The sequence below is a fragment of the Marinobacter sp. UBA3604 genome (assembly GCF_002375325.1).
GTDB lineage: Bacteria > Pseudomonadota > Gammaproteobacteria > Pseudomonadales > Oleiphilaceae > Marinobacter > Marinobacter salarius.
In genome coordinates this window covers 28,185-53,757 of record NZ_DFMB01000005.1, presented here as the reverse complement: position 1 = coordinate 53,757, position 25,573 = coordinate 28,185, and the positions used below count along the sequence as shown (strand labels likewise).

At 58.4% G+C, this 25,573-nt stretch carries 27 protein-coding genes; 16 read left to right on the top strand and 11 right to left on the bottom strand.

Annotation, left to right across the window (positions count from 1 at the left end; all coding sequences use genetic code 11):
- Positions 1–7 precede the first annotated feature (7 nt).
- From ispD to B2590_RS01150, 9 genes are all read left to right on the top strand, one after another.
- Entirely contained in the window at positions 8–706 is a 699-nt protein-coding gene (gene ispD, locus B2590_RS01190; RefSeq protein ID WP_036206636.1) for a 2-C-methyl-D-erythritol 4-phosphate cytidylyltransferase, read from the top strand.
- A 42-nt stretch (positions 707–748) separates the two neighbouring features.
- The gene (gene ispF, locus B2590_RS01185) at positions 749–1,228 is read left to right on the top strand and encodes a 2-C-methyl-D-erythritol 2,4-cyclodiphosphate synthase (protein WP_036206639.1); all 480 of its coding nucleotides are present in this window, start codon (positions 749–751) and stop codon (positions 1,226–1,228) included.
- Entirely contained in the window at positions 1,225–2,325 is a 1,101-nt protein-coding gene (truD, locus tag B2590_RS01180) for a tRNA pseudouridine(13) synthase TruD (RefSeq protein ID WP_286847785.1), read from the top strand. Before ispF ends, truD begins: the two co-directional genes overlap by 4 nt.
- The gene (surE, locus tag B2590_RS01175; protein WP_036206645.1) at positions 2,303–3,067 is read left to right on the top strand and encodes a 5'/3'-nucleotidase SurE; all 765 of its coding nucleotides are present in this window, start codon (positions 2,303–2,305) and stop codon (positions 3,065–3,067) included. The genes truD and surE overlap by 23 nt, the downstream gene beginning before the upstream one ends.
- On the top strand, positions 3,067–3,723 hold the full coding sequence (locus B2590_RS01170; RefSeq protein WP_036206648.1) for a protein-L-isoaspartate(D-aspartate) O-methyltransferase: 657 nt from the start codon (positions 3,067–3,069) through the stop codon (positions 3,721–3,723). The genes surE and B2590_RS01170 overlap by 1 nt, the downstream gene beginning before the upstream one ends.
- A 74-nt stretch (positions 3,724–3,797) precedes the next feature.
- Entirely contained in the window at positions 3,798–4,700 is a 903-nt protein-coding gene (locus tag B2590_RS01165) for a DUF368 domain-containing protein (RefSeq protein WP_349677122.1), read from the top strand.
- 352 nt (positions 4,701–5,052) lie between these two features.
- Positions 5,053–5,808 (top strand): peptidoglycan DD-metalloendopeptidase family protein, encoded by a 756-nt coding sequence (locus B2590_RS01160; RefSeq protein ID WP_174447636.1) that lies wholly within the window; start codon positions 5,053–5,055, stop codon positions 5,806–5,808.
- Positions 5,809–6,023: 215 nt separating this feature from the next.
- Positions 6,024–7,025 (top strand): RNA polymerase sigma factor RpoS, encoded by a 1,002-nt coding sequence (gene rpoS, locus B2590_RS01155; protein WP_036206655.1) that lies wholly within the window; start codon positions 6,024–6,026, stop codon positions 7,023–7,025.
- Between the two features lie 187 nt (positions 7,026–7,212).
- On the top strand, positions 7,213–7,788 hold the full coding sequence (locus B2590_RS01150) for a chalcone isomerase family protein (protein WP_036206658.1): 576 nt from the start codon (positions 7,213–7,215) through the stop codon (positions 7,786–7,788).
- A 42-nt stretch (positions 7,789–7,830) separates the two neighbouring features.
- Here B2590_RS01150 and nth read toward each other — a convergent pair whose 3' ends face one another.
- From nth to metG, 8 genes are read right to left on the bottom strand one after another with little or no spacing between them, the layout of a single operon-like run.
- A complete protein-coding gene (gene nth, locus B2590_RS01145; protein WP_036206660.1) occupies positions 7,831–8,472 on the bottom strand; it encodes an endonuclease III in 642 nt (213 codons plus the stop codon).
- A 40-nt stretch (positions 8,473–8,512) separates the two neighbouring features.
- Entirely contained in the window at positions 8,513–9,223 is a 711-nt protein-coding gene (locus B2590_RS01140) for an electron transport complex subunit E (RefSeq protein WP_036206662.1), read from the bottom strand.
- A 1-nt stretch (position 9,224) separates the two neighbouring features.
- Positions 9,225–9,926 carry an electron transport complex subunit RsxG gene (gene rsxG / locus B2590_RS01135; RefSeq protein WP_199448855.1) on the bottom strand — a complete coding sequence of 234 codons (702 nt, stop codon included), beginning with the start codon at positions 9,924–9,926 and terminating at the stop codon, positions 9,225–9,227.
- A gap of 3 nt (positions 9,927–9,929) precedes the next feature.
- On the bottom strand, positions 9,930–10,982 hold the full coding sequence (rsxD, locus tag B2590_RS01130) for an electron transport complex subunit RsxD (RefSeq protein ID WP_199448856.1): 1,053 nt from the start codon (positions 10,980–10,982) through the stop codon (positions 9,930–9,932).
- Between the two features lie 19 nt (positions 10,983–11,001).
- On the bottom strand, positions 11,002–12,840 hold the full coding sequence (gene rsxC / locus B2590_RS01125) for an electron transport complex subunit RsxC (protein WP_286811122.1): 1,839 nt from the start codon (positions 12,838–12,840) through the stop codon (positions 11,002–11,004).
- Positions 12,840–13,418 (bottom strand): electron transport complex subunit RsxB, encoded by a 579-nt coding sequence (gene rsxB, locus B2590_RS01120; protein WP_286847783.1) that lies wholly within the window; start codon positions 13,416–13,418, stop codon positions 12,840–12,842. The genes rsxC and rsxB overlap by 1 nt, the downstream gene beginning before the upstream one ends.
- 15 nt (positions 13,419–13,433) lie before the next feature.
- The gene (gene rsxA / locus B2590_RS01115) at positions 13,434–14,015 is read right to left on the bottom strand and encodes an electron transport complex subunit RsxA (protein ID WP_007155451.1); all 582 of its coding nucleotides are present in this window, start codon (positions 14,013–14,015) and stop codon (positions 13,434–13,436) included.
- A 12-nt stretch (positions 14,016–14,027) separates the two neighbouring features.
- The gene (gene metG / locus B2590_RS01110; protein ID WP_041335010.1) at positions 14,028–16,061 is read right to left on the bottom strand and encodes a methionine--tRNA ligase; all 2,034 of its coding nucleotides are present in this window, start codon (positions 16,059–16,061) and stop codon (positions 14,028–14,030) included.
- Positions 16,062–16,241: 180 nt separating this feature from the next.
- Here metG and apbC point away from each other — a divergent pair, with 180 nt between their 5' ends.
- The 4 genes from apbC (at position 16,242) to B2590_RS01090 (ending at position 20,172) form a co-directional block, all read left to right on the top strand.
- Entirely contained in the window at positions 16,242–17,342 is a 1,101-nt protein-coding gene (gene apbC, locus B2590_RS01105; RefSeq protein ID WP_286810957.1) for an iron-sulfur cluster carrier protein ApbC, read from the top strand.
- Between the two features lie 267 nt (positions 17,343–17,609).
- Positions 17,610–18,176 carry a dCTP deaminase gene (dcd, locus tag B2590_RS01100; protein WP_007155426.1) on the top strand — a complete coding sequence of 189 codons (567 nt, stop codon included), beginning with the start codon at positions 17,610–17,612 and terminating at the stop codon, positions 18,174–18,176.
- Positions 18,177–18,231: 55 nt separating this feature from the next.
- Positions 18,232–18,831 (top strand): YjaG family protein, encoded by a 600-nt coding sequence (locus B2590_RS01095; RefSeq protein ID WP_286810956.1) that lies wholly within the window; start codon positions 18,232–18,234, stop codon positions 18,829–18,831.
- Positions 18,832–18,900: 69 nt separating this feature from the next.
- Positions 18,901–20,172, top strand: coding sequence for a valine--pyruvate transaminase (locus B2590_RS01090; RefSeq protein ID WP_036206683.1), 1,272 nt, complete (start codon positions 18,901–18,903; stop codon positions 20,170–20,172).
- Between the two features lie 9 nt (positions 20,173–20,181).
- Here B2590_RS01090 and B2590_RS01085 read toward each other — a convergent pair whose 3' ends face one another.
- From B2590_RS01085 to purM, 3 genes are all read right to left on the bottom strand, one after another.
- Positions 20,182–20,922, bottom strand: coding sequence for a DUF3108 domain-containing protein (locus B2590_RS01085; RefSeq protein WP_286810955.1), 741 nt, complete (start codon positions 20,920–20,922; stop codon positions 20,182–20,184).
- An 83-nt stretch (positions 20,923–21,005) separates the two neighbouring features.
- The gene (gene purN / locus B2590_RS01080; RefSeq protein WP_085681091.1) at positions 21,006–21,686 is read right to left on the bottom strand and encodes a phosphoribosylglycinamide formyltransferase; all 681 of its coding nucleotides are present in this window, start codon (positions 21,684–21,686) and stop codon (positions 21,006–21,008) included.
- On the bottom strand, positions 21,683–22,747 hold the full coding sequence (gene purM / locus B2590_RS01075; protein ID WP_091643922.1) for a phosphoribosylformylglycinamidine cyclo-ligase: 1,065 nt from the start codon (positions 22,745–22,747) through the stop codon (positions 21,683–21,685). Before purM ends, purN begins: the two co-directional genes overlap by 4 nt.
- Before the next feature lie 198 nt (positions 22,748–22,945).
- Here purM and B2590_RS01070 point away from each other — a divergent pair, with 198 nt between their 5' ends.
- The 3 genes from B2590_RS01070 to hda are packed head-to-tail and all read left to right on the top strand — an operon-like array spanning position 22,946 to position 25,554.
- A complete protein-coding gene (locus B2590_RS01070; RefSeq protein ID WP_228712232.1) occupies positions 22,946–24,268 on the top strand; it encodes a DUF2066 domain-containing protein in 1,323 nt (440 codons plus the stop codon).
- 33 nt (positions 24,269–24,301) lie between these two features.
- Positions 24,302–24,859: a CDP-alcohol phosphatidyltransferase family protein gene (locus B2590_RS01065; RefSeq protein WP_036206696.1), complete on the top strand. Its 558-nt coding sequence runs from the start codon at positions 24,302–24,304 to the stop codon at positions 24,857–24,859.
- On the top strand, positions 24,838–25,554 hold the full coding sequence (hda, locus tag B2590_RS01060; protein ID WP_075195269.1) for a DnaA regulatory inactivator Hda: 717 nt from the start codon (positions 24,838–24,840) through the stop codon (positions 25,552–25,554). The genes B2590_RS01065 and hda overlap by 22 nt, the downstream gene beginning before the upstream one ends.
- Positions 25,555–25,573: the final 19 nt, after the last annotated feature.

Genomic DNA, 25,573 nt, shown 5'->3' with positions numbered 1-25,573 from the left:
CACGTCCATGAGTAAACCCCGCTATTGGTTGATTGTTCCCGCCGCCGGTTCCGGCCAGCGAATGAAGGCAGACTGCCCGAAGCAGTATCTCAGGCTGGACCATCAGTATATCCTTGATATCACTCTCTCCAGGTTATTGGACAATGCTGATTTTTCAGGTTGTGTGGTCGCTATTCGCGCGGACGATCCCTGGTGGCCGGAAACTGCAGCCAGTTCTGACGCACGTATAGAGTCCTGTGCCGGGGGCGCGGAGCGTGCGGATTCGGTATTGTCTGCACTTGAGGCACTGGCCTCTCGGGCGGATGACGACGATTGGGTGCTGGTACACGATGCCGCCCGGCCTTGCCTGCATCCCAATGACCTCGAACGATTGCTGACCCAACTTCAGGATCACCCTGTGGGTGGCTTGCTGGCGACGCCGGTGGCCGATACGCTCAAACTTGTGGCAAGTGACAGCAATCAGGTGGAGACAACCATCGACCGTCGTCATCTGTGGCGCGCCCTGACTCCTCAAATGTTCCGTTGTGGCGCCTTGAGGATGGCTCTGAAAGCTGCCATTGCGTCAGGTTACCCGGTGACCGATGAAGCCTCGGCCATGGAATACGCAGGCAATGTTCCCTGTATCGTTGAGGGGCGACCGGATAATATAAAGATTACGGTACCCGCTGATCTGGCACTGGCCGGTTTTATCCTCAGCCGTCTCTAGCGGCAAGCCTGCATCGTTACTGATTGAAAAGGAAACAGCACTATGCGAATCGGGCAGGGCTTTGATGTCCATGCTTTCTGTGAGGGAAATCAAGTCGTTATTGGCGGTGTGACCATTCCGCACACCCATGCCCTCAAGGCCCATTCCGACGGGGACGTGCTTTTGCACGCCCTTGCAGATGCCCTGTTGGGTGCCGTGGCCCTAGGCGACATCGGTCATCTGTTTCCCGATACCAGTGATGAGTGGGCGGGAGCGGACAGCCGGGACTTGCTGCGCCGTGTGATGGAGCGTGTTGCCGGTGAAGGGTTTGGTGTCGGTAACGTGGATGCCACCATTATTGCCCAGGCCCCGAAAATGGCGCCCCATATTGAGGCCATGCGGTTGACCATTGCCGAGGATCTTGCCATCCCGGCGAGCCGGGTCAGCGTCAAGGCGACCACCACCGAAAAGCTGGGCTTTGCCGGCCGCGGTGAGGGCATTGCGTGCCAGGCGGTTTGCCTGCTGGAGCCGGTTTCATCATGACGGATGCTCAGCACGCTTCCAACGGCTGGCGACTCGACTGGCCAACCTCCTCGGGCTCTCGGGTGGCTTCGGCGCGTATCAAATCGCTCCCCGGCGACTTTTTCGTGGATGAAGAGCTGTCTATGCCCGATGACAGTGGCGGCGGGGGAGAGCACCTGTGCCTGCGTCTGGAAAAAGTTGGGGACAACACCGACTACGTGGCGCGGCAGCTTGCTAATATCTGCGGCTGTCGGCATTTCGACGTGGGTTTTTGCGGGCTGAAGGACCGTCATGCGGTCACGCGTCAGTGGTTTAGCCTTTATCGGCCGGGACAGGAAGACGACGATGGGGCGTTCATCCAGGCGGTGGAGGAACACTGGCCGGTATTGGCTCAGTACCGCCAGGCTCGAAAACTGAGGCGGGGCGATCATCAGGGCAACCGGTTTGAGCTGGTGCTAAAGGACGTGGTCGGCGACACATCTGCTATCGATGCGGCTCTGGCCCGGTTGCGGGACCTCGGATGCCCGAATTATTTCGGTTCGCAACGGTTTGGCCATGGCGGTGCCAATCTGGATAGGGCGCTGACCATGGACCCGACAACACTGAACCGTCGGAGTGGTCGCAATGTCAAAAAGCGTGGGCGAGGGCGGTCAACCTCTGGCAGTCGCGACAGTAAGAACGTATTGTACTTTTCGGCGGCACGTTCGTGGTTATTCAACGAGGTGCTCGCCCATCGTGTTGAGACTGGCACCTGGCTGGAACCTCTGGAGGGAGAGCCTGGCGCATGTGAAAATCAGAACCTGATGGTGACAGGTCCTCTCTGGGGCGACGGTGGCACCGAGGCAGTGTCGGTCCAGGGCGAAATCGAGCGTTCCGTGGTTGCGGAGCACCCGCAGCTGGCAGCGGTGTTTTCAACCACCCGCATGAAGCCTGAGCGTCGGCCGCTGAGCCTGAAACCGGAAGGTCTGGAGTGGCATTGGAACGGCAATGACCAGTTGCGGTTGTCGTTCCGGCTTGCGCCGGGGCAATACGCAACAACGTTGCTGGACGATGTGTTTGATATAACGGACGCAACCACGTTTATTGGAGAAAATTGTGCGAATTCTGTTGTCCAATGATGATGGCGTTCATTCGCCTGGTCTTCAGGCCCTACACGACGGGCTCCAGGGGCTGGGCCATCTTGAAGTTGTGGCGCCGGATAGGGACCATAGCGGTGCCAGCAATGCCTTGACGCTGAGCCGCCCGCTAACGGTGGAAGACCATCCCAATGGCTTCCGGTCCGTGGACGGGACCCCGACAGATTGCGTTCACCTTGCGGTTAACGGGCTGTTTGAAGAGCCGTTTGATCGAGTGGTCTCGGGCATCAATACCCACGCCAACCTTGGCGACGATATTATCTATTCGGGTACGGTGGCCGCTGCCACCGAGGGCAGAAACCTGGGGTTGCCAGCAATAGCGGTATCGCTGGTGAACGAAGGCCGTTTCCACTACGAAACGGCGGCCAGGGTTGTTCGCGCGTTGCTGGAAAGCGATCAGCCGTTAACTCTTGGTCCTCGATGCATTCTCAATGTGAACGTTCCCGATGTGCCATGGGAAGAGATTGCCGGCTTCCGCGTGACCCGGCTTGGCCATCGCGACCGGGCTGAAGGCGCGGTGCCGATGACCTGCCCCCGGGGCAAGTCCCGTTACTGGATCGGTGCCGCTGGCAAGGGCAGCGACGCCGGACCGGGGACCGATTTCAACGCAGTGCGCGAGAATTACGTTTCGATCACTCCCGTCCACGTGGATATGACGCGCCATGAGGTACTGTCGCCACTGCGAGAGTGGGTTGAGTTGCTGTCTGGACGGGAGGGACGTTAATGGTGGCAGCGATTGACGGTATTGGAATGACGTCCCGCCGAACCCGTATGCGACTGATACAAAGGCTCAGAGAGGCTGGTATAGCCGATGAGCAGGTGCTTACGGCCATGGCGGACGTGCCGCGTCACATCTTCCTTGATGAAGCGCTTTCCCATAGGGCCTACGAAGATACTGCGCTGCCCATTGGCTACAGTCAGACCCTGTCTCAGCCTTATATTGTCGCGCGAATGACAGAATCCCTGATGCACCACAAACCCCGGAAAGTGCTGGAACTGGGAACCGGGTCGGGCTACCAGACCGCGATCCTTGCCGGGTTGGTGGATCAGGTTTTCAGCGTTGAGCGCATCAAACCGCTCCAGGACCGGGCCCGTGACCGGCTTCGACAGCTTGGCTACCGTAACACGATGCTCAAGCACGCAGACGGAGGTATGGGGTGGCCAGAACAGGGGCCGTTTGACGGCATCATCGTCACCGCGGCACCCCGTGAGATCCCGCCGGAACTGAAAGATCAGCTGGCGGATGGAGGCGTTATTGTGGCGCCGATCGGCGAGGGCACACAGATGTTGGTGGAAATGGTACGCCAGGGCGACCGTTTCGAGACCAGGGATATTGAACCGGTGCGTTTTGTGCCCCTGTTGGGTGGGGTTGTACGGTGACCGCAGAACGCCCCTCTGAGTCTTCTGCCGACGTACCTCACTCCCATCATCCTTTTGCGGTATTTTTGAGGGGCATGGCCATGGGGGCGGCTGATATCGTACCCGGCGTGTCGGGTGGCACCATTGCATTCATTACCGGCATTTACTTCCGGTTGCTGGAAGCCATCAATGCTGTTCCACAAGCCTTCTTCCAGCATCTGATCCGTGGTCAGGTGAGGCAATTCTGGGCGGCGTGTGACGGCACCTTCCTACTGTGTCTGCTGGCGGGGATCCTGGGCAGTATTGCCACCCTCGCGTCCGTGATCAGTCATGCCCTTGCCGCTTATCCGATCCTTATCTGGAGTTTTTTCTTCGGCCTGATCGTCGCGTCAGTGTGGCACGTCGGCCGTCAGGTTCGTCGTTATGAGCCAATGTTGCTGTTGCCATTTTCGGTGGGAACCGTTTTTGCCTGGTGGGTAACGACTTTGTCTGGCAGCCCGTTGTCGCCCTCGATGCCGGTGTTCTTCGGTGCCGGGGCCCTGGCCATTTGCGCCATGATCCTGCCAGGAATCTCCGGCAGTTTTATCCTGGTGATTCTGGGTATGTACGTCCCGGTGCTGGACGCCATACGTTCCCTGGATCTGGGCATCCTCGGGATTTTCGCTGTTGGTTGCCTGGTCGGTTTACTGTCGGTTGCCCGGCTCATTACCTGGGCGTTCCATCGCTACCATGACCTTGTGCTGGCGTTGTTGACTGGCTTTATGGTGGGGGCGCTGAACAAGGTCTGGCCCTGGAAAGAGACACTAAGCTGGCGCACCAACAGTGCCGGCCAGCAGGTGCCCCTGAACGAAGCAAGCGTCAGTCCGATGGGCTATGCTGAGTTGACCGGTGACGAGTCACAATTACTGCTGGCGATAACCTGTGCGTTCGCCGGTCTGTTGCTGGTTTTGCTGGTGGAATGGGTGGGCAGGAAAAAGCAGCCTGGCGCCGCCCGCTAGCCTGGTTTTCTGCTCGCTGTTGTGACGGCGTTCACGGGCGTATCGAGACTAAGTGTTACTTTTTCATCCGTACGGTTGTTTCGGGCAGTAACAAACGCAACAGATGGGTAACTTGGTTTCATGCCCAAAATGTGCAATAAATTAGCAAGTTACTTAAAACACTTTATAAACCGCCGAATTTTTTATACGAATTACTAATAACGGGCGTATTTTTATTCTTTTGAGATTAGTGCGTGGGTCCATCATTGCTGCGACGGCAGTCTTCCCGCGGCTCCCCTCCGGTGCCCCTGCCTCTCCGTGTTCAAAAAAACGGACGCGCCTCTACACCTTTCTGCTTGTGCTTTTTGGCGCCATGCTGCTGACTGGCTGCAACACGCAGGCAATCTACCGTGATGACCTCTACAACCCGCCAGTGTACTGGGGCCGCCACGTTGTCAAATCCGGGGAAACGCTCTATAGCATCGCCTGGCGGTACGGCCGTGACTACCGGGAATTAGGTAATGCCAATGGTATAAGCCCGCCTTACCACATCAAGGCAGGGCAGGTTCTCAGGCTGGACCTTCGCGGAAATGTAACATCCACAGCGCAGACTGGCGGAAGTAGTAAAACGTCGGTCTCGCGACCACCAACCCGCACCGCATCGCGACAGCCTGCTCCCAAACCGGAGCCAAAGCCGACGGTTTCGCGGCGGCCCGATAAGTCGTCACCATTAACGGGCCAAAGCCAGACAGTATCCAATGTCAACTGGCGCTGGCCCCACGTTGGCACCGTAATTGCAGGTTATTCTACATCCGGGAAAGTCAATAAAGGTATTGATATTGCTGGAAAAGCAGGTGACTCTGTGAGGGCAGCGGCAAGTGGTAATGTCGTTTATGCTGGAAGTGGGTTGCTCGGTTATGGCAACTTGATCATAGTGAACCACAACGAGCACTATTTGAGTGCTTATGCTCACAACCGGAAGATTCTGGTGCAGGAAGGGGAGGACGTTAAAGCCGGACAGGTCATCGCTGAACTGGGAAACAGCGGCACGGACAGGCCCAAGTTGCATTTTGAAATCCGGAAAAATGGCAACCCGGTCGACCCCGCCCACTACCTCCCGGCCCGATGAAACGGATTGGCAGAACAAAACCTGGCGTTCGGCACCGAAAATCAGAGGCAACGAAAGATAATAGTCGAGACAAACAATAAAAAAACGACGGTTCCGGCAACCGTCAACAGCTAGCAATAAATGTCCTGAACAAGAACACGAAGAAAGCAGGCGCTCGCAATAACAAAAAGACGTGAGCGAATTTCCAGGATCATTGAAAGGCGGGGCAAAGAGTTATGTCAGCAGAGCATGAAGAACTCATCATTGATCGTGTATCAGATGTTGAAGACGCAGATGATCAGCTGTTAGCAGAGGACAAAGTAGAAGAAAAAGAAACGGCCGAAGTGGAAGCCGTTGAAACAGAAGAAGACATCCCGGCCCAGGGTCGATACTTCACCAGCCAGAAACAACTGGACGCCACCCAGCTTTATCTCAACGAAATCGGTTTCTCTCCTCTTTTAACACCCGAAGAAGAAGTGTACTTTGCACGGCTCGCCCGTAAAGGAGAGGAGTCTGGTCGCAAGCGTATGATCGAGAGCAATCTACGCCTGGTGGTCAAGATTGCCCGGCGTTACGTGAACCGTGGTCTGACACTGTTGGACCTGATAGAAGAGGGTAACCTTGGGCTTATCCGTGCGGTAGAGAAGTTTGACCCCGAGAGGGGCTTCCGTTTCTCCACCTACGCGACCTGGTGGATCCGCCAGACCATTGAGCGGGCCATCATGAACCAGACCCGCACCATCCGCCTTCCCATCCACGTCGTAAAGGAACTCAACCTGTACCTGCGCGCGGCACGGGAGCTTACCCAGAAGCTGGACCACGAGCCGTCAGCGGAAGAAATTGCGCGGATGGTCGACAAGCCGGTAGCAGACGTTAAGCGGATGCTGGGCCTGAACGAGCGCGTTGCGTCCATGGACACGCCTATTGGTACCGGCGGCGAAAAATCCCTTCTGGATACCGTCGCCGACGAAGGCGCCTCCGATCCCGCCGACCTGCTGCAGGACAACAACATGTGCTCCTGTGTCGAAAAGTGGATCGATCAGCTCAGTGACAAACAGCAGGAAGTGTTGTCCCGCCGCTTTGGCTTGAGGGGTTACCCCATCAGCACGCTTGAGGAAGTGGGCCAGGAGATTGGTCTGACTCGTGAGCGGGTTCGCCAGATCCAGGTGGAGGCGCTACGTCGCCTTCGCGAAATCCTGGAGAAGGAAGGCCTGTCGGGAACCATGCTGTTCAAGTAATCGCTTCTGTACTACCAAAAACCGGCCCGCTGTCTGCAGGCCGGTTTTTTTTGCGTTGCCAAATGAGAACCAGCCGGCGTAAGCGTTCGTTTGCTCCCTGTTAAACTTGGATGGCCGGAGGGGGATATGGGTGTCGAACTCCGGTGCAATCAGACATTCAATAATAACGATCAATAAGGAAAGGACGATGAAGAAGGCCCTATCAACAGGATTTGCATCACTGCTGCTGACAGCAGCCCTTACAACACCAGCCGCCGCCCTGACGGTGGAGGGCGTTGACGTGCCGGATACCTACTCGGCGATGGATACCGAGCTCAAGCTCAATGGTGCGGGTACCCGTTCCAAGTGGTTCATGGACCTTTATATCGGTGGTCTGTATGTGCCCGAGACCATCGACGATGGTCAGGCCATTATCAACGCCGACGAGCCCCAGGCCATCACCCTGCACATCATTTCCGGGATGATCACCAGCGACAAAATGAAATCCGCCACAATGGAAGGGTTTGAAAATTCCACAGGGGGAGACCTGGCCGCGATCAAGGACGATGTGGATGCGTTCCTGGATGTGTTTTCAGAAGAGATCAAGGACGGTGACGTTTTTGATCTTGTTTACCTGCCGGGTGAAGGCGTGCGCGTTCTTAAGAATGGCAAGGAACGCGCTACCATTGGCGACCTGGAGTTCAAGAAGGCCCTGTTCGGCATCTGGTTGTCAGACGAGCCTGCCCAGGAAGATCTGAAAGAGAAGATGCTGGGCCAGCGGTAAGCGCCTGGTAAGGGCACCGGTTCCGGTTGTCCGGGGCCGGTGTCAGTCCATGTAATCTCGTTTCTGCTTGAATTCGCACAGATCTTCGATGATGCAGGCGCCGCATTTGGGCTTCCTGGCTGTACAGGTGTAGCGCCCATGAAGGATCAGCCAGTGATGGGCATCCAGCAGGAACTCCCTGGGCACCAGCCGCATCAGGCGCTTCTCCACTTCCAGCACGTTCTTGCCCGGCGCAATCCCCGTTCTGTTCGATACCCGGAAGATGTGGGTATCCACCGCCATTGCCGGTTGCCCGAACGCGGTGTTCAGAACCACGTTGGCGGTCTTGCGGCCCACACCCGGAAGGGCTTCCAGGTCTTCCCGGTTGTCCGGAACCTCCCCGCCGTGTTTTTCAATCAGCGCACGACAGGTCTTGATCACGTTCTCGGCCTTGCTGTTAAACAGCCCGATGGTCTTGATGTATTCCTTCAGGCCATCCACTCCCAGCGCGAGGATTTTTTCGGGTGTGTTGGCTACGGGGTATAGTTTTGCTGTTGCCTTGTTTACACCGACGTCTGTGGCCTGGGCCGAGAGGATCACCGCGATCAGAAGTTCGAACGGGTTGGTATAGTTCAACTCGGTTGTGGGTGTCGGATTGGCTTCCCGCAAACGGGTAAAGATTTCCGTACGTTTTGCCTTGTTCATGGGTTATCCGCTGGCTGAGAAAGTAATGGTCATTGGATGTTCAGGATACATGGCCTGTTACCCGCACTCGCTTGCTACCGGCCACGATGGGCTCCGCCGCCGTACGGCGGGCCTTGAGATGATTGTCGATGCCATTCTTCAGCGCGATAAGCAGCCCCAGCCCTACAAAGGCGCCTGGTGGCAGCACCATGAAGAGCACGTCAGGGTATTGCTCCAGCGGACGGATTCCCCAGTCTGCCGCCATGGGGCCGAGCAGTAGATCCATGTCGGTAAACAGGGTGCCCTGTCCTACGAGCTCCCGCATGGCGCCGAGTGCAATCAGCACTACCAGAAAACCGATACCCATCATGACACCGTCCAACAGGGCGGGTAGGGGCGGGTTCTTGGAGGCAAACGCGTCCGCACGGCCCAGAATGGCACAGTTGGTCACAATCAACGGAATGAAAATACCCAGGATCTGGTAGAGCTCATAGGTATAGGCCTGCATCAACAGTTCAGCGCAGGTGACGAAAGAGGCGATGATCATCACGAAGGCAGGCAGGCGCACCGACTCGCTGACAAAGTTGCGGATCAGTGACACTGCCAGGTTCGAGCCCATCAGTACCATCAGCGTTGCCAGGCCCAGGCCGATGGCATTGACGACGGTACTGGTCACCGCCAGAAGGGGGCAAAGTCCCAACACCTGAACCAGGGCAGGGTTGTTGGTCCAAAGCCCGTCACGGATGATCTCTGAGCTGGATTTGGTCGCCATGTTATGAATGCTCCCGTTCTGGTGTCTGGCCAGCGATTTTCTCGGGCGTCAGAGGCCTGCTTCGGGGTGACGCGGGTTCATTGAGGATGTCGCGAATGTCGCTGCGGTGCTCACGGAAATAGATGAGTGTTTTTTGCACCGCATTAACCACGGCTTTCGGGGTGATGGTCGCACCGGTGAACTGGTCAAATGCCCCGCCATTTTTCCTGACAGCCCAGCGTTCCGGTTCCGGGTTGCCAAGGGACCGGCCGGTGAACGAGTGAATCCAGTCTGACTTCTTGGTTTCAATGCGGTCGCCCAGGCCAGGGGTTTCCCGGTGGCTGGTCACCCGAACTCCCAGCACCGTGCCTTTCATATCCAGACCCACCAATAGGTGAATGTTGCCAGAATAACCGTCAGGAGCCACCACCGGCATGATCAATCCGGTAGGGCGGCCATTGCGACGTGCCACCCAGGCCGTGACGGGGTCGTTAGCATTCATTCCGTTATCCGCCGGAAGCTGCACCGTGTCGGTCAGCAGATGATTGTCGTGCCGGTTTTCCGGAATGATCTCAAACAGCGCCTGTGCTTCCGCCCGGGCGGCCTGTTCTTGTATACGCTCGGCCGTCATGACCTGGGTGATGGCGATGGTGCCGCCTGTAATGATGGCGAACAGGCCCAGGCCAATGGCGTTGCGACGGATGGACTTTGCGAGTGCTGCCATGGTTTACCCCTGACCCTTGCCGGGAATGCCGCGCCGGGGCTTATGATGCCCGTAGGTACGGGGCGGCGTGTAGTGGTCGATAAACGGCACCGCGAAGTTCATCAGCAGAACGCTGAAGGCCACCGCATCGGGGTAGGCGCCCCAGGTGCGGATCAGGTAGATCAGGATACCAATACCCGCTCCATAGATAAGCTTGCCCTGATGACTGGATGCAGCGGACACCGGGTCCGTGGCAATGAAGAACGCGCCCAACATGGTGCCCCCTGCCAGCAGGTGCATGGACAGCGGCGCATACAGGTCCGCGTTGCTGCCAAAGGCAAGGCTCATAAGCGCGAGGCCCGCCAGCATGCTGACTGGAATGTGCCAGGTGATGATCTTCAGGCCGACAAGAACCAGGCCACCGGCGAGGAACGCGGCGTTGACCCATTCCCAGCCCCGGGCAACACCGTCACCGAAGGTGGGGTGAGCAAGCACTTCCGCTGCGGTGTGGGTGGTAATCTTGTGTTTGTACTCATCCAGCGGCGTGGCCATGGTGAAGGCGTCTACCGCTGTCTGTTGGCCGGAGGCGATCATGGCCAGGGTATCGCCAAACCCCGGAGCGGTCTCCCATAGGAGACCGGGCTGCGCCCAGTTGGTGGTCATGGCCACGGGGAACGAGATCAGCACCAGAGCGTAACCCACCATGGCAGGATTGAACGGGTTGGAGCCCAAACCACCATAGAGCTGCTTGGCCATGACGATGGCGGCGATGACGGCAATCGCGGACACCCACCAGGGCGCAAACTGTGGCAGGGAAAGGCCCAGCAAAAGGCCAGTGACCGCGGCGGTGTTGTCTTTCAGGAAGAACGCCACCGGGCGCTTGCGAAGCTTGAGGATAGAAGCCTCGGCCGCGAGTGCCACCGTGATGCACCAGACCACGTTGATCAGATTGCCCCAGCCAAAGAACAGGGTCAGTGCCAGCAGGCCGGGCAGGGCCGCCAGAATCACCCACAGCATGACCTGTGACGTGGAGCGGGCGTTACGGGCGTGGGGCGAGGACTGTTGCGCAAGTGCCATTAGCGTTGGAGCCTGTTCATCATGAGTCTGTCGTTTGGGTATCGGTGGCCGCCACAGATTGCCGGGCCTCAGCCAGAGCCTCTTCCGCCCGTTTTACCCGGTCGTGGTTCTTGGTGACGGCTCTCTCGAGTTTTTCGACATTGTCCGCATTCTCTGCCCTGGCGTCCTCCAGCATGCTTTGCATGGTGTTCAGCTTTGCGGTGGCCTGGGCAAGCTGCTTCTCCAGGGCGTCAATATCGGGCGCCGGTTCGCTGGCGGCTTTGGTTTCAGATGTCTCGGCTTTCGTTTCGGCCTGTTGTTGGCTCTTGGCCTTTTTACGGGCAAGGGCTTCCTGCACCAGGGCGGCCTTGGCGGCACGGTCATCGGCGGGCTGGCCTTCTGCGTCCGCCTTTTCAGCCTCGGCCTGCTTCCTGGCCTGGGCTTCGGCAGCCGCCTTCGCTCGTTCTTTGCGCCGCTGCTCTTTTTCCTGCTGTTCCCGTTCGAGTCTCGCCTGACGGGCTTCAAAACGTTCACGGGCGCGATCCGCTTTCAGCTGTTCAGCCTGTTGTACCCGTATCTCGCCTTTGGCCGCACGGTAATACTGCACCAGCGGAATGGAGCTGGGGCAGACGTAAGAACAGGCTCCACATTCGATGCAGTCGAACAGGTTCAGGTGCTCGGCTTTGTCGAACTCCCCGGCTTTGGAGTACCAGAACAGTTGCTGGGGCAGCAACTCCATTGGGCAGGCTTCGGCGCACATGCTGCAGCGAATACAGGGTTGTTCCGGAGCCGGCTCCGGTAATTCCGTGGCAGTGGCGGCAATGACGCAGTTGGTGGTCTTGACCACCGGTACGGCTGGCGTTTCCAGGGTATAGCCCATCATCGGCCCACCCAGAACAAGGCGGTGGAGCTTGCTGTTTTCCTGCCCGGCCTGCGCGAGCAGGTAGTCGATAGGTGTGCCGATCAGGACCTCGAAATTACCGGGATCGGTAACTGCATACCCAGTGACCGTTGTGACGCGGGAAATCAACGGCTCGCCCCGATGAATGGCGGCGGATACGGCGATGGCTGTGCCCACGTTCTGGCACATCACTCCAATATCCGCTGGAATCCCGCCACTGGGCACTTCCATGCCTGTCAGGATCTGTATCAGCTGTTTTTCACCGCCAGAGGGATATTTGGTGGGGATGACCGCGATCTCTGTCTGGGTGCCCTCCGCGGCTTTCCTGAGCGCGGAGATGGCCTCTGGCTTGTTATTCTCGATGCCGATGACAACCCGCTCCGGGCGCAGTATCCACGCCATGATGCGTAACCCGGCAATGATTTCGCCCGCGTTCTCCCGCATCGACATATCGTCGGCCGTGATGTAGGGCTCACACTCCGCGCCATTCAGGATCAGCGTGTTTACCTTCCGATCCCTCGGCGGGCGTAGCTTGATGTTTGTGGGGAAGCCTGCGCCTCCCATGCCGGAAATGCCGGCGTCGCGGATTTGTTCGAGCACCGTTTCCCGGTCCAGATCCCGGTAGTTCGTTACCGGGTTGAGAGGCGCCCACTCATCTTTTCCGTCGGGCTTGAGGGTAATGCACCAGTCGCTCATTCCGGAGGGGTGGGGAACGGGCTGAAGGCTGACGGATTCAATGGTGCCGGAGGTCGGCGCGTGAACGGGTACGCCCATGCCGCCGGTCACGTCGGCAACTTTCTGGCCTTTGAGAACTCGATCGCCGACTGCCACACAGGCTTCGGCCGGCTCGCCTATGTGCTGCTGCAACGGCAATACCAGAACCTCTGGCAGGCCGGCGCCAGTGATAGGGCGTGATGTGGACTGGTGTTTGTTTTCGGCAGGATGGATGCCGCCGGAAAAGTCCCAGAGCTGTGTCATCAGGCGTTGGCCCCCTGACGATCGGTGGCAATCACACCGGATTTGGGCGGTGTCCAGGTCCAGGAGCGAATGTCGGGCTCTACCGTAATCATGTCGATACAGTCCACCGGGCAGGGTTCCAAACACAGATCACAGCCGGTGCATTCGCTCTCGATTACGGTATGCATGTGTTTTGCGGCGCCGAGGATGGCGTCCACCGGGCAGGCCTGGATACACTTGGTGCAACCAATGCACTCGTCCTCGCGAATCACCGCAACACGCTTGGCCTGTTCCACCCCGTGTTCCGCGTCCAGCGGTTGTGGCTCCACGTCCAGCAGGTCCGCCAGTGCCTTGATGGTGGTTTCACCGCCCGGAGGGCATTTGTTGATGGCATCGCCGTTGGCAATGGATTCGGCGTAGGGACGGCAGCCGGGAAAACCACACTGGCCGCACTGGGTTTGGGGAAGCATGGAGTCAATCTGGTCCACCAACGGGTTGCCTTCCACCCGAAAGCGCTCTGCGGCAAAGCCCAGCAGGCCGCCGAACACAACCGCCAGCGCGAGCAGAACCAGTACGGCAATCAGTATGCTCGTCCACATAATACAATCGCTCCGTCAGACGCTGACCAGACCAGTAAAGCCCAGGAAAGCCAGAGACATCAACCCGGCGGTGACCATGCCAATGGCGGCGCCCCGGAAGGCAACCGGAACATCGGCCACGGCGATGCGTTCACGCATGGCAGCAAACAGCACCAGCACCAGCGAAAAGCCGGCGGCGGCGCCGAATCCGTACAGGACAGACTCCACGAAGTTATTGTTCTTGTTGAGGTTGAGCAGGGCAACACCCAGAACCGCACAGTTGGTGGTGATCAACGGCAGGAAAATGCCCAATACCCGATAGAGCAGGGGGCTGGTCTTGCGCACCACCATCTCCGTGAACTGCACCACAACGGCGATGACCAGGATGAACGTGATGGTTTTCAGGAACGCCAGGTCCAGCGGCTCCAGCAGGTAGGTATACGCCAGGTAGCTGCACACCGAGGCCAGGGTCAGCACAAACGTGGTGGCCAATGACATGCCCATGGCGGTTTCCAGCTTCCCGGATACGCCCATGAACGGGCACAGTCCAAGAAACTGAACCAGCACAAAATTGTTCACCAGTATGGTGCTGACCAGGATCAGCAGATACTCAGTCATCAGAGCGCGCCATTACATAATCCGCATGCCGGGCGTGGCGCCCGAATCCGGTGACAGGATGAAAATGTCTTTTCCGCCGGGGCCGGCCGCCAGCACCATGCCCTCTGACATTCCGAATTTCATCTTTCGGGGCTTGAGGTTGGCCACCATCACCGTCAGGCGTCCTTCGAGGTCCTCAGGTTTGTACGCCGATTTGATACCGGCAAAAACGTTGCGCTCGCCCTCTCCAACGTCAAGGGTAAGGCGAAGCAGCTTGTCGGCGCCGTCCACGTGTTCGGCTTTGACAATTCTGACAACCCGAAGATCCACCTTCGCGAAATCCCCGAATTCTATTTCATCCGCAATCGGCTCGAGATTGGCTTCCGGGGCCTTCTGTCCTGTCGCTGCGGGCATTTCTTCCTTGGACGCGTCCAGCATTTTTTCGATCTGAGCCATATCCACGCGGTTCATCAGCGGCTTGAATTTGTTGATGCCGTGATTCTCAAGCCGTTGCTCGCGCTTGTTCCAGTCCAGCGGCGCATTCAGGAACGCCTCTGAAGCCTTTGCAGTTTCCGGCAGAACCGGCGCCAGGTAAGTCATCAGCAGGTGGAACATGTTGATGGCGTTGGTGCAGATGGCCTGCAGGTTGTCGTCCTGGCCGTCCTGCTTGGCAATGACCCAGGGCTGCTCATCATTCACGTACTGGTTGGCGATGTCAGCCAGTTCCATGATTCGACGCATGGCGCGGCCGAACTCCCGGGCCTCGAAAAAGTCCGCGATCTCATCGCCGGCCTCGATAAACTCTTTCAGCTTTTCATGTTCGGTGACGGTACCGAGCTGGCCATCAAAGCGCTTGGTGATGAACCCGGCGCTGCGACTGGCAATGTTGACGACCTTGCCCACCAGGTCCGAGTTCACCCGCGCGGCGAAGTCTTCCAGGTTCAGGTCCATATCGTCGACGCTGCCGGTGAGTTTGGCGGCGAAGTAGTAGCGCAGGTATTCCGGATTCAGATGGTCCAGATAGGTCCGGGCCATGATGAACGTGCCCCGGGACTTGGACATTTTCTTGCCATTTACCGTCACGAAACCATGGGCCCAGACGGCACTGGGTGTGCGGAACCCGGCGCTGTGCAGCATGGATGGCCAGAACAGGGCGTGGAAATTGATAATGTCCTTGCCGATAAAGTGGTACACCTCGGCGGTGGAATCCGCCTTCCAGAAATGCTCGAAATCAATGCCTTCCCGGTTGCACAGGTTCTTGAAACTGGCGAGGTAACCAATGGGCGCGTCGAGCCAGACGTAGAAGTACTTGCCGGGTGCATCCGGAATCTCGAAGCCGAAGTAGGGCGCATCGCGGCTGATGTCCCATTCCTGCAGACCCGCATCCAGCCACTCGGCCAGTTTATTGGCCACCTGGGGTTGCAGCGTACCGCTGCGGGTCCAGTTCGCGAGGAAGTCCGCAAATTCCGGCAGGCGGAAGAAGTAATGCTCGGATTCCTTGTCCACCGGCGTGGCACCGGAGACCGCCGAGCGGGGATTGATCAGCTCAGCCGGGGTATAGGTGGCGCCACAGGCTTCGCAGTTGTCGCCGTACTGGTCTTCGGTCTTGCACTTGGGGCAGGTGCCCTTGATGAACCGGTCCGCCAGGAACATGTTTTTTTCAGGATCGAACGCCTGGGTAATCTTGCGGGTGGCGATGTGGCCGTTTTCCTGCAACTGGCGATAAATGTATTCCGAGAACTGGCGGTTCTCCTCGGAATGAGTGGTGTAATAGTTGTCGAAGCGGATGTGGAAGCCACCGAAATCCTGCTGGTGCTCGTCCCGGATACGGTCGATCAGGCTCTCGGAGGAGATGCCTTCCCGCTCGGCACGGAGCATAATAGCAGTACCATGAGCATCGTCCGCGCAAACGTAGTAGCAGTTCTGGCCACGCATTTTCTGATAGCGCACCCAGATATCCGTCTGAATGTATTCCAGCAGATGGCCCAGGTGGATGGGGCCATTGGCGTACGGCAGGGCGCTGGTTACCAGAATATCGCGCTGTTGCTTTGAACTCGCTTGCGTCATGTTGTGGTCCGAACCTTCATTCGTCAGGAGTTGGGCGTTCGCGTTTGCCGGCCTTGCTCCGGGTAAAGAACCCTTATGGCCAGAAACGGGCACAAATGATACCTTCCGAGCAGATAATTTTCACCCGAAACACCTGTTTCCGCGCTAATAAATGCGCGTGACGTTAGACCGGAGATTCCGATGGCACAGATTTCACAGCAGGCACTGGAAACCGCCGTACAACAGTACCGCGACCCCTACCTGGGCAAGGACCTGTATGAATTGGGTGCGGTGAAATCCCTGACCGCGGACGACAGCGGCAAGGTCACCGTGATGATCGAATTGCCATACCCGTCCAAAGGCATCGCCGGCGCCCTGAAAGAGCTGCTCACCAATGCCCTCGACGACGTTGATGGCGTTGAGAGTGTTGATGTCCACGTGGGACAGAAAATCCACTCCCACAAAGGCCAGAAAGACATCCAGTCCGTTCCCGGCGTCAAGAACATCATTGCCGTGGCCTCCGGCAAGGGTGGTGTGGGCAAATCCACCACCGCCGTCAACCTCGCCCTGGCGCTACAAGCCGAAGGTGCCCGTGTCGGCATTCTCGATGCGGACATTTACGGCCCCAGCATCGGCATGATGCTGGGCGTCCCCGAAGGCAAACGCCCCGACACCCGGGAAAACAAGTACTTCGTCCCCATGGAAGCTCACGGCCTGCAGGCCAACTCCATGGCCTTCGTCGTCACCGATAAAACCCCCATGGTCTGGCGCGGCCCCATGGTCAGTGGCGCCGTCATGCAACTGCTGCAACAGACCCTGTGGAACGAACTGGACTACCTCATCCTCGACATGCCCCCGGGCACGGGCGACATCCAGCTCACCATCGCCCAGAAAGTCCCGGTAAACGGCGCCGTCATCGTCACTACACCCCAGGACATCGCCCTGCTGGACGGCAAAAAAGGCATCGAAATGTTCCGCAAGGTGGACATATCCGTGCTGGGCGTGGTGGAAAACATGAGTGTCCACATCTGCAGCAACTGCGGCCACGAAGAACCCCTCTTCGGCCACGGCGGCGGCGAACGCATCGCCGAAGAATACGACACCACGCTGCTGGGCCAACTCCCGCTGCACCTGACCATCCGCGAACAGACCGACGGCGGCACCCCATCTGTGGTGGCAGAACCCGATTCGGAAGTGTCGAGACGCTACAAGGACATTGCCCGCCGGGTTGGTGCGGAGTTGTCCACACGAGAGCGAAATCTTACCGGTTCGATCTCCAGCGTGTCCGTCACTGAACACTAGTAAAGCCCGCAACACCTAGAGGTGGACTGAGCTATAGACCACCACGAAAGCTGGATCGCCAGAACAGACGGGGCCTTCCGAAACTGTGAAAAACATGGATGTTTTTCTCAAGCCTACATGGACGTATCAACGGCGTGTTTCGGAAGGCTCCGTCTGTTCTGGCAGCCCCCGAAGCCAGGAAGCAAATTCAGGGCCCAAGCCTTCGACAGTCATTAAGTGAACAGGTAAACTACCGCCTCTCTTTTTTATGGATACGAGACGTCACCCATGAGCATCAAATCCGACCACTGGATTCGCCGGATGTCCCGGGATCACGGCATGATCGAACCCTTTGAATACGATCAGGTCCGCGAAACCGAAAAAGGCCGCGTAATCTCCTACGGCACATCCAGCTACGGCTACGATGTCCGTTGCAGCAACGAATTCAAGATCTTCACCAACGTTCACTCCGCCACCGTGGACCCGAAGAACTTCGACGACAACAGCTTCGTCAACTACACCGGCGACGTCTGCATCATCCCGCCCAACTCCTTTGCCCTGGCGCGCACCGTGGAATACTTCCGTATCCCCCGCAGTGTGCTGACCATCTGCCTGGGCAAATCCACCTACGCGCGGTGTGGCATCATCGTCAACGTCACACCACTGGAACCCGAGTGGGAAGGGCAGGTCACCCTGGAATTTTCCAACACCACCAACCTGCCGGCCAAAATCTACGCCAACGAAGGCGTCGCCCAGATGCTGTTCTTCGAGTCTGATGAAATCTGCGACACCAGCTACAAAGACCGGGGCGGAAAGTACCTGGGGCAAACAGGCGTGACCCTGCCGCGAACATGAGTGGCAGTGCCGCAGGGGCGATTCCGGTAAGTGACATCGTCAGGAGAGAGCCACAGTGAACGCCAATCAGTTTCTGAAAGCTGTCTCACAACTGCAGGGCTGGCGGGAATTTACCTTCCTGATGGCCCTCGCGGAGCGCTCCTTCCCCAATTACGCCCTGTTTGCGGATGCCGTTGGGCTCAAAACCGGTGCGAAAATGCGCCAATTGCTCGATCTTGGCTGGGAAATGCTGCAAAAGGACGTTTCCGAAGCGGCCATTCCCCAATTGCTGGCGAAACTCGAATCGCTGTCGCCAGATGTGAACGCCTATGACGCTTACGGTGTCTATCCCGCCTTTGATTTTTGCCAGTTGCTGGAACAGGCATTGCTGAACCGGCTCAATCCGGGCAAGCACCGCGCAACCGACGCCTCCCAGGTGGCCACCGCGACCGTCATGAACTTTGTTGAGCTTTCCGAAGGCGAAGACCTGGAAGAAGATGAGCTGGTCAGGCTATTGGACCAGCACCCGCTAATGAAAGAAGACAAGGTATTCCAGCGCGACCTGATCCTGGCCCTCAAACGCCAGCGCACGCCCACCAGCCAGTTTGTTGAACGCATCCACGGCGATGCCGCCAACGACGGTGTGAGCAACCTGGGCATCTCGCTGAGCGACTGACCGGCAGCGCTGCTGGCTCTGGCCTACACTTGGATGACAATCCGTTCTAATCCGGTACAGAAAAGCATCATGAAACTCTCTTCCTTTGGTCGGAAATTTACCGCGGATGCGGGAATCACCTCCCTGATGGATGACCTTGGCAACGCCCTGGCGTCCGGCGACGACATGATCATGATGGGTGGGGGCAATCCCGGCCATATTCCCGAGATCCAGGCTCGGGTCCAGCAGATACTGGCCGACATGGCCCAAAGTGATGGTGATACGCGCAGGCTGGTTGGTATTTATGACCCGCCCCAGGGTGAGAAGCAGTTCATTGCCTCCTTGGCTGAGCTTCTGAATCGTGAGTATGGCTGGGGATTGAAGCCGGAAAATATTGCCCTGACCAATGGCAGTCAGGCCGCGTTTTTCATGCTGTTCAATATGTTTGGTGGTGACTATGGTGATGGGGTGCACAAGCATGTCCTGTTGCCACTGGCGCCAGAGTACATAGGCTATGCCGATGCCGGTATTGAGCCCGGGCTGTTCCACGCCGTGCAGCCGGATATCTCATTCACCGACGCCCATGAGTTCAAATACCGGGTGGATTTCGATGCGGTTGAGGTAACGGCTGAAACCGGCGCCATCTGCGTTTCCCGGCCCACGAACCCCACTGGAAATGTGGTCACCGACGAAGAGCTGGCACGGCTGGAAGCCATGGCCCGCCAGCACGACATCCCGCTGATTGTGGATGGAGCCTACGGTACACCGTTTCCAAGCCTGCTGTTTGTGGATGCGACACCCCACTGGAACGACCAGGTGATCCTGTGCCTGAGTCTGTCAAAGTTTGGCCTGCCGGCCGTGCGTACGGGCATCGTTATTGCGGCGGAGCCGGTGATCAAGGCCTTGTCGGGCATCAATGCCATCATGAATCTGGCCACTGGTAGCTTTGGCGCCATGCTGGCGGAGCCTCTGGTGCGCTCAGGAGAAATCCTGTCTCTCAGCCGGGACGTGGTCTGCCCGTTCTACAAGGCGAAAATGGAGCGGGCGGTGGCGGTGTTTCGGGATGCCATGGGCGAGGACAGCTGTCGCTGGTATGTCCATAAACCCGAAGGCGCCATGTTTCTCTGGCTCTGGTTTCCGGGGCTGCCGATCAGCAGTCTGGAGCTGTATCAGCGGCTGAAAGCGCGGGGCGTGCTGGTGGTGTCGGGGCACTATTTCTTCCCCGGTTTGCCGGAAGACGGCTGGAAGCACCGCCACGAATGCCTGCGGGTGACCTACTCACAGGACGATGAGCGCGTGGCGGAGGGGCTGCGAATCATCGCGGATGAAGTGAAGGCTGTCTGGGCGACGGCCAGCCCGTAACTCACCGCTCTAGCGGCCCACCTTGGCGTCGCTGATGGTCAGTTCGTACTCGCTGCCGTCAGGTTCCACCTGGAGGAAGCGGATCAGCAGGTAGTCACGCTCCGGCGCGAACCACATCAGGGACTCGCGTTTGCTGTCGCTGTCGCGAACCTTCTCGGCCTTAAGTGTGCGAATGTCGTCGCCGTTGATGCGCACGGTTTCCTCGTCAACGACGGCGAATTTGTCGGTGTCGAAGTCGCCCTTGTCGATGACGCGGTATTCCATCTCGCGCTTGCCGGCCTTGATGTCCTGGCTTAGCTGCAGTTGATAGCCCATGGGGTCCATGGCGCCTTTCTCCAGCTTCATCGAAAACTTATCGCCTTCGTGATGCCCACTGACCACGTTATTTTCCCAGTCAAAATCGATCGCTTCCTCACGGTCCCGGATGAAGAGGCCGGAGAGCTTGTAGCGGTAACGTAGGGGAACCACCTGATTGTCTTCCCAGCGGAAGATCAGCGATTCGTCAATGTCTGCAACAAAGGAATCCACGTCGGTTCTGAAATGCCAGGTGCCATCGTCCCGTTGTTCCAGGATGCGGCGGGCGTCACCATTGAGGGAGATGCCCTTGTCCAGGGAGGCGTTGTAGCTGAGCTTCATGGGTTGGAGGGTAACGTCCTCCTGCTCGTCCGAGGCGTGTGCGAGCGAGGCTCCGAGAAGCAGCGCCCCGGTTAACAGGGCGGGCAACGCTGTGAGGCTGAATTTCAGGGGCATGCGACTCCTCCGGTTGCAATGGCAGATCTGTCACTGAACAGTCTAGCGTGACTGGTTGCTTCCGGAGATGACGATAAGTTTACTCAGGCCGAGGCTGCTGAGTTCTCGTCCGGAAGTACCACCGGTCGATTCAGTGGCTGACCGTCGAACACTACATAGTCGGTGCCCAGTTGAATGCGTCCCTCACAGAACCAGCGCACGACGATTGGGTAAAGCACGTGTTCTTTCTCCTGGACTTTCTCGGCCAGGGATTCCGGGGTGTCGTCCGGGGATATGCTCACTTCTGCCTGGGCAATCACCGGCCCGCCATCCAGTTCTTCGGTGACAAAATGAATGGACACGCCGTGGGTTGTTTCGCCAGCGTCCAGTGCACGCTGATGGGTCTTCAGCCCGGTGTACTTGGGCAGAAGGGAAGGGTGCACGTTCAGCATGGTGCCACGCAGTGCCCGCACGAAATCCGTGGTCAGGATGCGCATGAAGCCCGCCAGGACGATCAGGTCCGGGTTGTGACGGCGAATCTCCGCCATCAGTGCGCCGTCGAACTCCTCGCGGGAACCGTAATGGGTGTGATCCACGGTGAAGGTGTCGATGTTGGCCTGGGCTGCCCTCTCCAGAGCGAAGGCGCCAGGGCGGTTGCACCCTACCGCAACGATCTGGCCGGGAAAGTCCCGCTCCCGGCTGGCGTTGATGAGGGCCTGGAGGTTGGTGCCGCTGCCGGAAGCCAGGACCAGGATGCGTGGGGCGGTTACGGAATCTGCCTTCATGCCGACAACAGCCCTGGCGCATAACGTACTGATGCAGAGGCCGTGGCGTCGTCAGAGGCTTCAATGATGCCGACCTGCCAGACTTTTTCACCCAGAGCGTTCAGCGTATCAAGGGCCAGTTCGCGCTGGTTGGCGGGGATGCATACAACCATACCGACGCCACAGTTGAAGGTGCGGTACATTTCTTCGCTGGCAACGCCGCCGGCATCCTTCAGCCATTGGAACACCGGGGGTAGCTGCCAGCTGTCCGTATCGATGGCTGCTACCATGCCGTCAGGCAGAACCCGGGGAATGTTCTCCGGAAGGCCGCCGCCGGTGATGTGGGAAAGTGCACGAACGTCCACTTCGCGGACGAGCTGGAGCAGGTTTTTCACATAAATGCGGGTGGGCGCCATCAGGGCATCCGCGAGGGTGACGTCGGCAACCATCTGGTTCAGGTCAGCGTTACTGACTTCCAGGATCTTGCGGATCAGGGAGTAACCATTGGAATGCGGGCCGGAAGAACCCAGGGCGAGCAGAACGTCGCCAGCCTGCACGCGGCTGCCATCAATGATCTCGCTGCGCTCTGCCACACCCACACAGAAACCGGCCAGATCGTAGTCGTCCCCTTCGTACATACCCGGCATTTCCGCCGTCTCGCCACCCACCAGGGAGCAGCCGGCCTGTTCACAGCCAGCGCCAATGCCGTCGACAACCTGGGCGGCCACGTCGACATTCAGCTTGCCGGTAGCGTAGTAGTCCAGGAAGAACAGGGGTTCCGCGCCGCCTACTACCAGGTCGTTGACACACATGGCCACAAGGTCAATGCCAATGGTGTCGTGCTTCTGGAGTTGCATGGCGAGTCGAAGCTTGGTGCCGACGCCGTCGGTGCCTGATACCAGCACCGGCTCATTGTAGCCAGGGGGAATAGCCACCATGGCGCCAAAGCCACCGAGGCCGCCAAGGACTTCCGGGCGACGTGTGCGCGCCGCGGTATTCTTGATGCGGTCGACGAGTTCGTTACCGGCATCAATATCAACGCCGGCATCACGATAGGTGAGAGAGGGCTTCTGTTCGCTCATGGTGTGCTTAACCGTTTGGACAGTGGGACAGGCGGCGGATTTTAACAGGTGCGGAACGGCGCTCCAAATGCAATTGCCCCGTTTGTCATCCTTTAGGCAGTGTGGCGCCGGATTGACTTTCTGCAATCCCGGTTAGCTACTCACACCAGGGGGCTTGGTGTATCCTATGCGCCATTAAGACGAATCGCAGGGTGTTTCATGCCAGACTCAGGAAAAATCTCGATGCAGGCAGCGCGGATAGTCCGTCAGTCACTCCGGTTGTTTGGCGTACTGGCGCTGATGGCCGCGCCAGCGGCAGCTGTTACCGTTACCGGCCTTTACTCGGTGGAAGTGCCCGTCGCTGGCTCGCAGCCACAGGAACTTGAGCAGGGCTATGCGGACGGCCTGAGCCGGGTGTTTGTACGCGTTTCCGGCACCCGCGACGTGCTGCGCAACGAAGGCGTTGAAGAACTCCTGGCGAACGCCGAATCGCTGCTTCAGTCCTACCAGTTCTTACGCTCCGATACGGGAAATCACAGGCTACGGATGAGCTTCGGCGCGGTCGGCGTCAACCGTGCGCTGGCGTCCGCGGATGCACCGGTGTGGGGCGCGAATAGGCCGCTGACGCTGGCCTGGATCGCGGTCGAAGAAGGCGGGCGCCGTACCCTGGTCCATCAGGGAAACGACAGTACCGGGACGGGCGCCGATGAACAGTGGCGTCGCGTTTTTCAGGACGCGGCGGTTGACCGGGGTTTGCCGGTGGGGCTTCCTCCCGCAAGATACCGGGACGACCGTGAACTGTTGTCGGACATATGGGGACAGTTTTCATCCAGTGTTCGCAGATCGTCCGAGGATATGGAGCATGACCTGATGTCGTTGGTACGGGTCAGCCGTTCCGGATCACAGTGGCGTGCCGGATGGGTGTTTGACGGTATGGGGCTGGATAGTACGGAGCAATCGGTGACCGCCGACACGCCGCAAGCTCTGGCTGCTGCCGTTGTCGGGCGCTGGGCGGAAATGTTTGCCGATCGTTATGCGGTTGCTGGCAGTGATGTCGGCGAGTCTCCACAGGTGGATATCGTTGTGCATGGAGTCAGCAATCTGAAGGATTACGCCCGTGTGAATGGGGTTCTCAAAAACCTGTCGCCCGTGGTCGATGCGGGTGCCACCAGAGCGCGGAAGGACCAACTGACGCTCAGGGTTGCCTTTTCAGGGGAGATGGAGCAGCTGAAGCAGTACATTGCCCTGGATCCGCGGCTGGTTCCGCTTTCAGACGCCGAGGTCTCACGCATGCCCACAGGTGATGAGCGTCAACCCGGTGGTCAGGCGCAGGCCCAATCGGTGCAGCAGGCCCCGCAAGGCGGTATTGCACTGGCGGAACAGAGCACGGAGAGCGCTGCGGCCTCCGCCAACCCGCTGTTCGTTTACCAGCCTCTACTGGCAAACGAGGAAGAGTCAGAACAGGCGTTCGAGTCACTCTATCAGGTGCTTCATTACCGCTGGCAGCCTGCCTCCATCGTCGAGTCGGAAGACGGGGAATAATATCGCGGTGTTCGGTATTAGGGGAGTCATGTCATGACGCACCGCTGGCGCTGGATTCCAAATGCGCTGACGTTTTTGCGCATTTTGCTGATTGCTCCTTTTGCGGCAGCCCTTATGGCCAAGGAATATCGTTTTGCCCTGGTGATATTTTTTCTGGCATCCGCAACGGATGCCTTTGATGGTTTCCTGGCTCGTCACTACAACTGGCGAACCCGGCTTGGCGCCATTGCCGACCCATTGGCGGACAAGGCACTGCTGATCACCACCTATCTGATGCTGGCTATAACTGGCGTACTCCCGGCCTGGCTGTTCTGGTTGGTGCTGGGCCGGGATCTCCTGATCGTGTGTGGTGGGCTGGCGTTTCATTACGGTGTCGGTCGCTTTGAAATGCAGCCGAGCCTGCCCGGTAAACTTAACACCCTGATCCAGATTCTGGTCGCCCTCGCGATCATCATTCTGCTGGCGGATTTGCCGATGCAACCGTGGGTTATGGACGTTGGCATTCTGCTGGTGGCGGCCTCAGCCATTTTCAGCGGTGCGCACTATATCGGCGTATGGAGTCTGAGGGCATGGAGGGCAAAGAGGCAGTGAGTGCGTCACAGCTGGTGTTGGGGGTCAAGCTTCGAGACGACGCCCGTTTTGATAATTTTCATGGTGGCCGGAATGCCGATGCCGCGGCAAGACTTAAGTCTGCCTGCGAGCAGGTTGGTGTTGTACCCGTCATCGCCGTTTGTGGCGACGCAGACACTGGCAAAAGCCATCTGTTGCAGGCGGTCTGTCATCTGGCGGAGCAAAACCAACAGAGTGCGGTTTGTGTCAGCATGGAGGAGTTGTTTCCTCTGGGTCCCGACTCGCTCTCAGGGCTGGAAGGCCAGTCAGTGATCTGCCTGGATGACCTGGATCTCATTGCGGGCCAGGAAAACTGGGAAGAGGCCATCTTCCATCTGTACAATCGGGTGAATGACCATGGGCACCTGATGGTCGTCAGCCTGTCGGAACTGCCGGCGTCGTTGCCATTCGGGTTGCAGGATCTGGTGTCCCGGTTGAGTCATGGCCTGACCATTCAATTGGGCATCTATCGCGACGATGATCGCCTGAGGATACTGATGGCGAGGGCGGAGCAGCGCGGCCTTGTCCTCAGTGATGATGTGGCCGTATTCATACTCAGGCGAGCACCCCGGAAACTGGCCGATCTGCTGGCCATTCTGGATCGCCTGGATGAAAACTCATTACGCGCCCAGCGACGACTGACGATCCCGTTCGTTAAGTCGGTGTTGGGCTGGTAAGGCGTTATATTCGCAGGGA

Bases quoted from the DNA above. Each gene is read 5' to 3' on its own strand.
- metG (WP_041335010.1), bottom strand. From the start codon at position 16,061: ATGACGCAAGCGAGTTCAAAGCAACAGCGCGATATTCTGGTAACCAGC.
- B2590_RS01090 (WP_036206683.1), top strand. From the start codon at position 18,901: ATGAAACTCTCTTCCTTTGGTCGGAAATTTACCGCGGATGCGGGAATC.
- rsxG (WP_199448855.1), bottom strand. From the start codon at position 9,926: ATGGCAGCACTCGCAAAGTCCATCCGTCGCAACGCCATTGGCCTGGGC.
- ispD (WP_036206636.1), top strand. From the start codon at position 8: ATGAGTAAACCCCGCTATTGGTTGATTGTTCCCGCCGCCGGTTCCGGC.
- hda (WP_075195269.1), top strand. From the start codon at position 24,838: ATGGAGGGCAAAGAGGCAGTGAGTGCGTCACAGCTGGTGTTGGGGGTC.
- rsxA (WP_007155451.1), bottom strand. From the start codon at position 14,015: ATGACTGAGTATCTGCTGATCCTGGTCAGCACCATACTGGTGAACAAT.
- rsxD (WP_199448856.1), bottom strand. From the start codon at position 10,982: ATGGCACTTGCGCAACAGTCCTCGCCCCACGCCCGTAACGCCCGCTCC.
- rpoS (WP_036206655.1), top strand. From the start codon at position 6,024: ATGTCAGCAGAGCATGAAGAACTCATCATTGATCGTGTATCAGATGTT.
- rsxB (WP_286847783.1), bottom strand. From the start codon at position 13,418: ATGTGGACGAGCATACTGATTGCCGTACTGGTTCTGCTCGCGCTGGCG.
- B2590_RS01070 (WP_228712232.1), top strand. From the start codon at position 22,946: ATGCCAGACTCAGGAAAAATCTCGATGCAGGCAGCGCGGATAGTCCGT.
- purN (WP_085681091.1), bottom strand. From the start codon at position 21,686: ATGAAGGCAGATTCCGTAACCGCCCCACGCATCCTGGTCCTGGCTTCC.
- B2590_RS01150 (WP_036206658.1), top strand. From the start codon at position 7,213: ATGAAGAAGGCCCTATCAACAGGATTTGCATCACTGCTGCTGACAGCA.
- purM (WP_091643922.1), bottom strand. From the start codon at position 22,747: ATGAGCGAACAGAAGCCCTCTCTCACCTATCGTGATGCCGGCGTTGAT.
- B2590_RS01065 (WP_036206696.1), top strand. From the start codon at position 24,302: ATGACGCACCGCTGGCGCTGGATTCCAAATGCGCTGACGTTTTTGCGC.
- B2590_RS01160 (WP_174447636.1), top strand. From the start codon at position 5,053: ATGCTGCTGACTGGCTGCAACACGCAGGCAATCTACCGTGATGACCTC.
- B2590_RS01165 (WP_349677122.1), top strand. From the start codon at position 3,798: ATGGCCATGGGGGCGGCTGATATCGTACCCGGCGTGTCGGGTGGCACC.
- rsxC (WP_286811122.1), bottom strand. From the start codon at position 12,840: ATGACACAGCTCTGGGACTTTTCCGGCGGCATCCATCCTGCCGAAAAC.
- B2590_RS01170 (WP_036206648.1), top strand. From the start codon at position 3,067: ATGGTGGCAGCGATTGACGGTATTGGAATGACGTCCCGCCGAACCCGT.
- B2590_RS01140 (WP_036206662.1), bottom strand. From the start codon at position 9,223: ATGGCGACCAAATCCAGCTCAGAGATCATCCGTGACGGGCTTTGGACC.
- ispF (WP_036206639.1), top strand. From the start codon at position 749: ATGCGAATCGGGCAGGGCTTTGATGTCCATGCTTTCTGTGAGGGAAAT.
- dcd (WP_007155426.1), top strand. From the start codon at position 17,610: ATGAGCATCAAATCCGACCACTGGATTCGCCGGATGTCCCGGGATCAC.
- B2590_RS01085 (WP_286810955.1), bottom strand. From the start codon at position 20,922: ATGCCCCTGAAATTCAGCCTCACAGCGTTGCCCGCCCTGTTAACCGGG.
- apbC (WP_286810957.1), top strand. From the start codon at position 16,242: ATGGCACAGATTTCACAGCAGGCACTGGAAACCGCCGTACAACAGTAC.
- nth (WP_036206660.1), bottom strand. From the start codon at position 8,472: ATGAACAAGGCAAAACGTACGGAAATCTTTACCCGTTTGCGGGAAGCC.
- truD (WP_286847785.1), top strand. From the start codon at position 1,225: ATGACGGATGCTCAGCACGCTTCCAACGGCTGGCGACTCGACTGGCCA.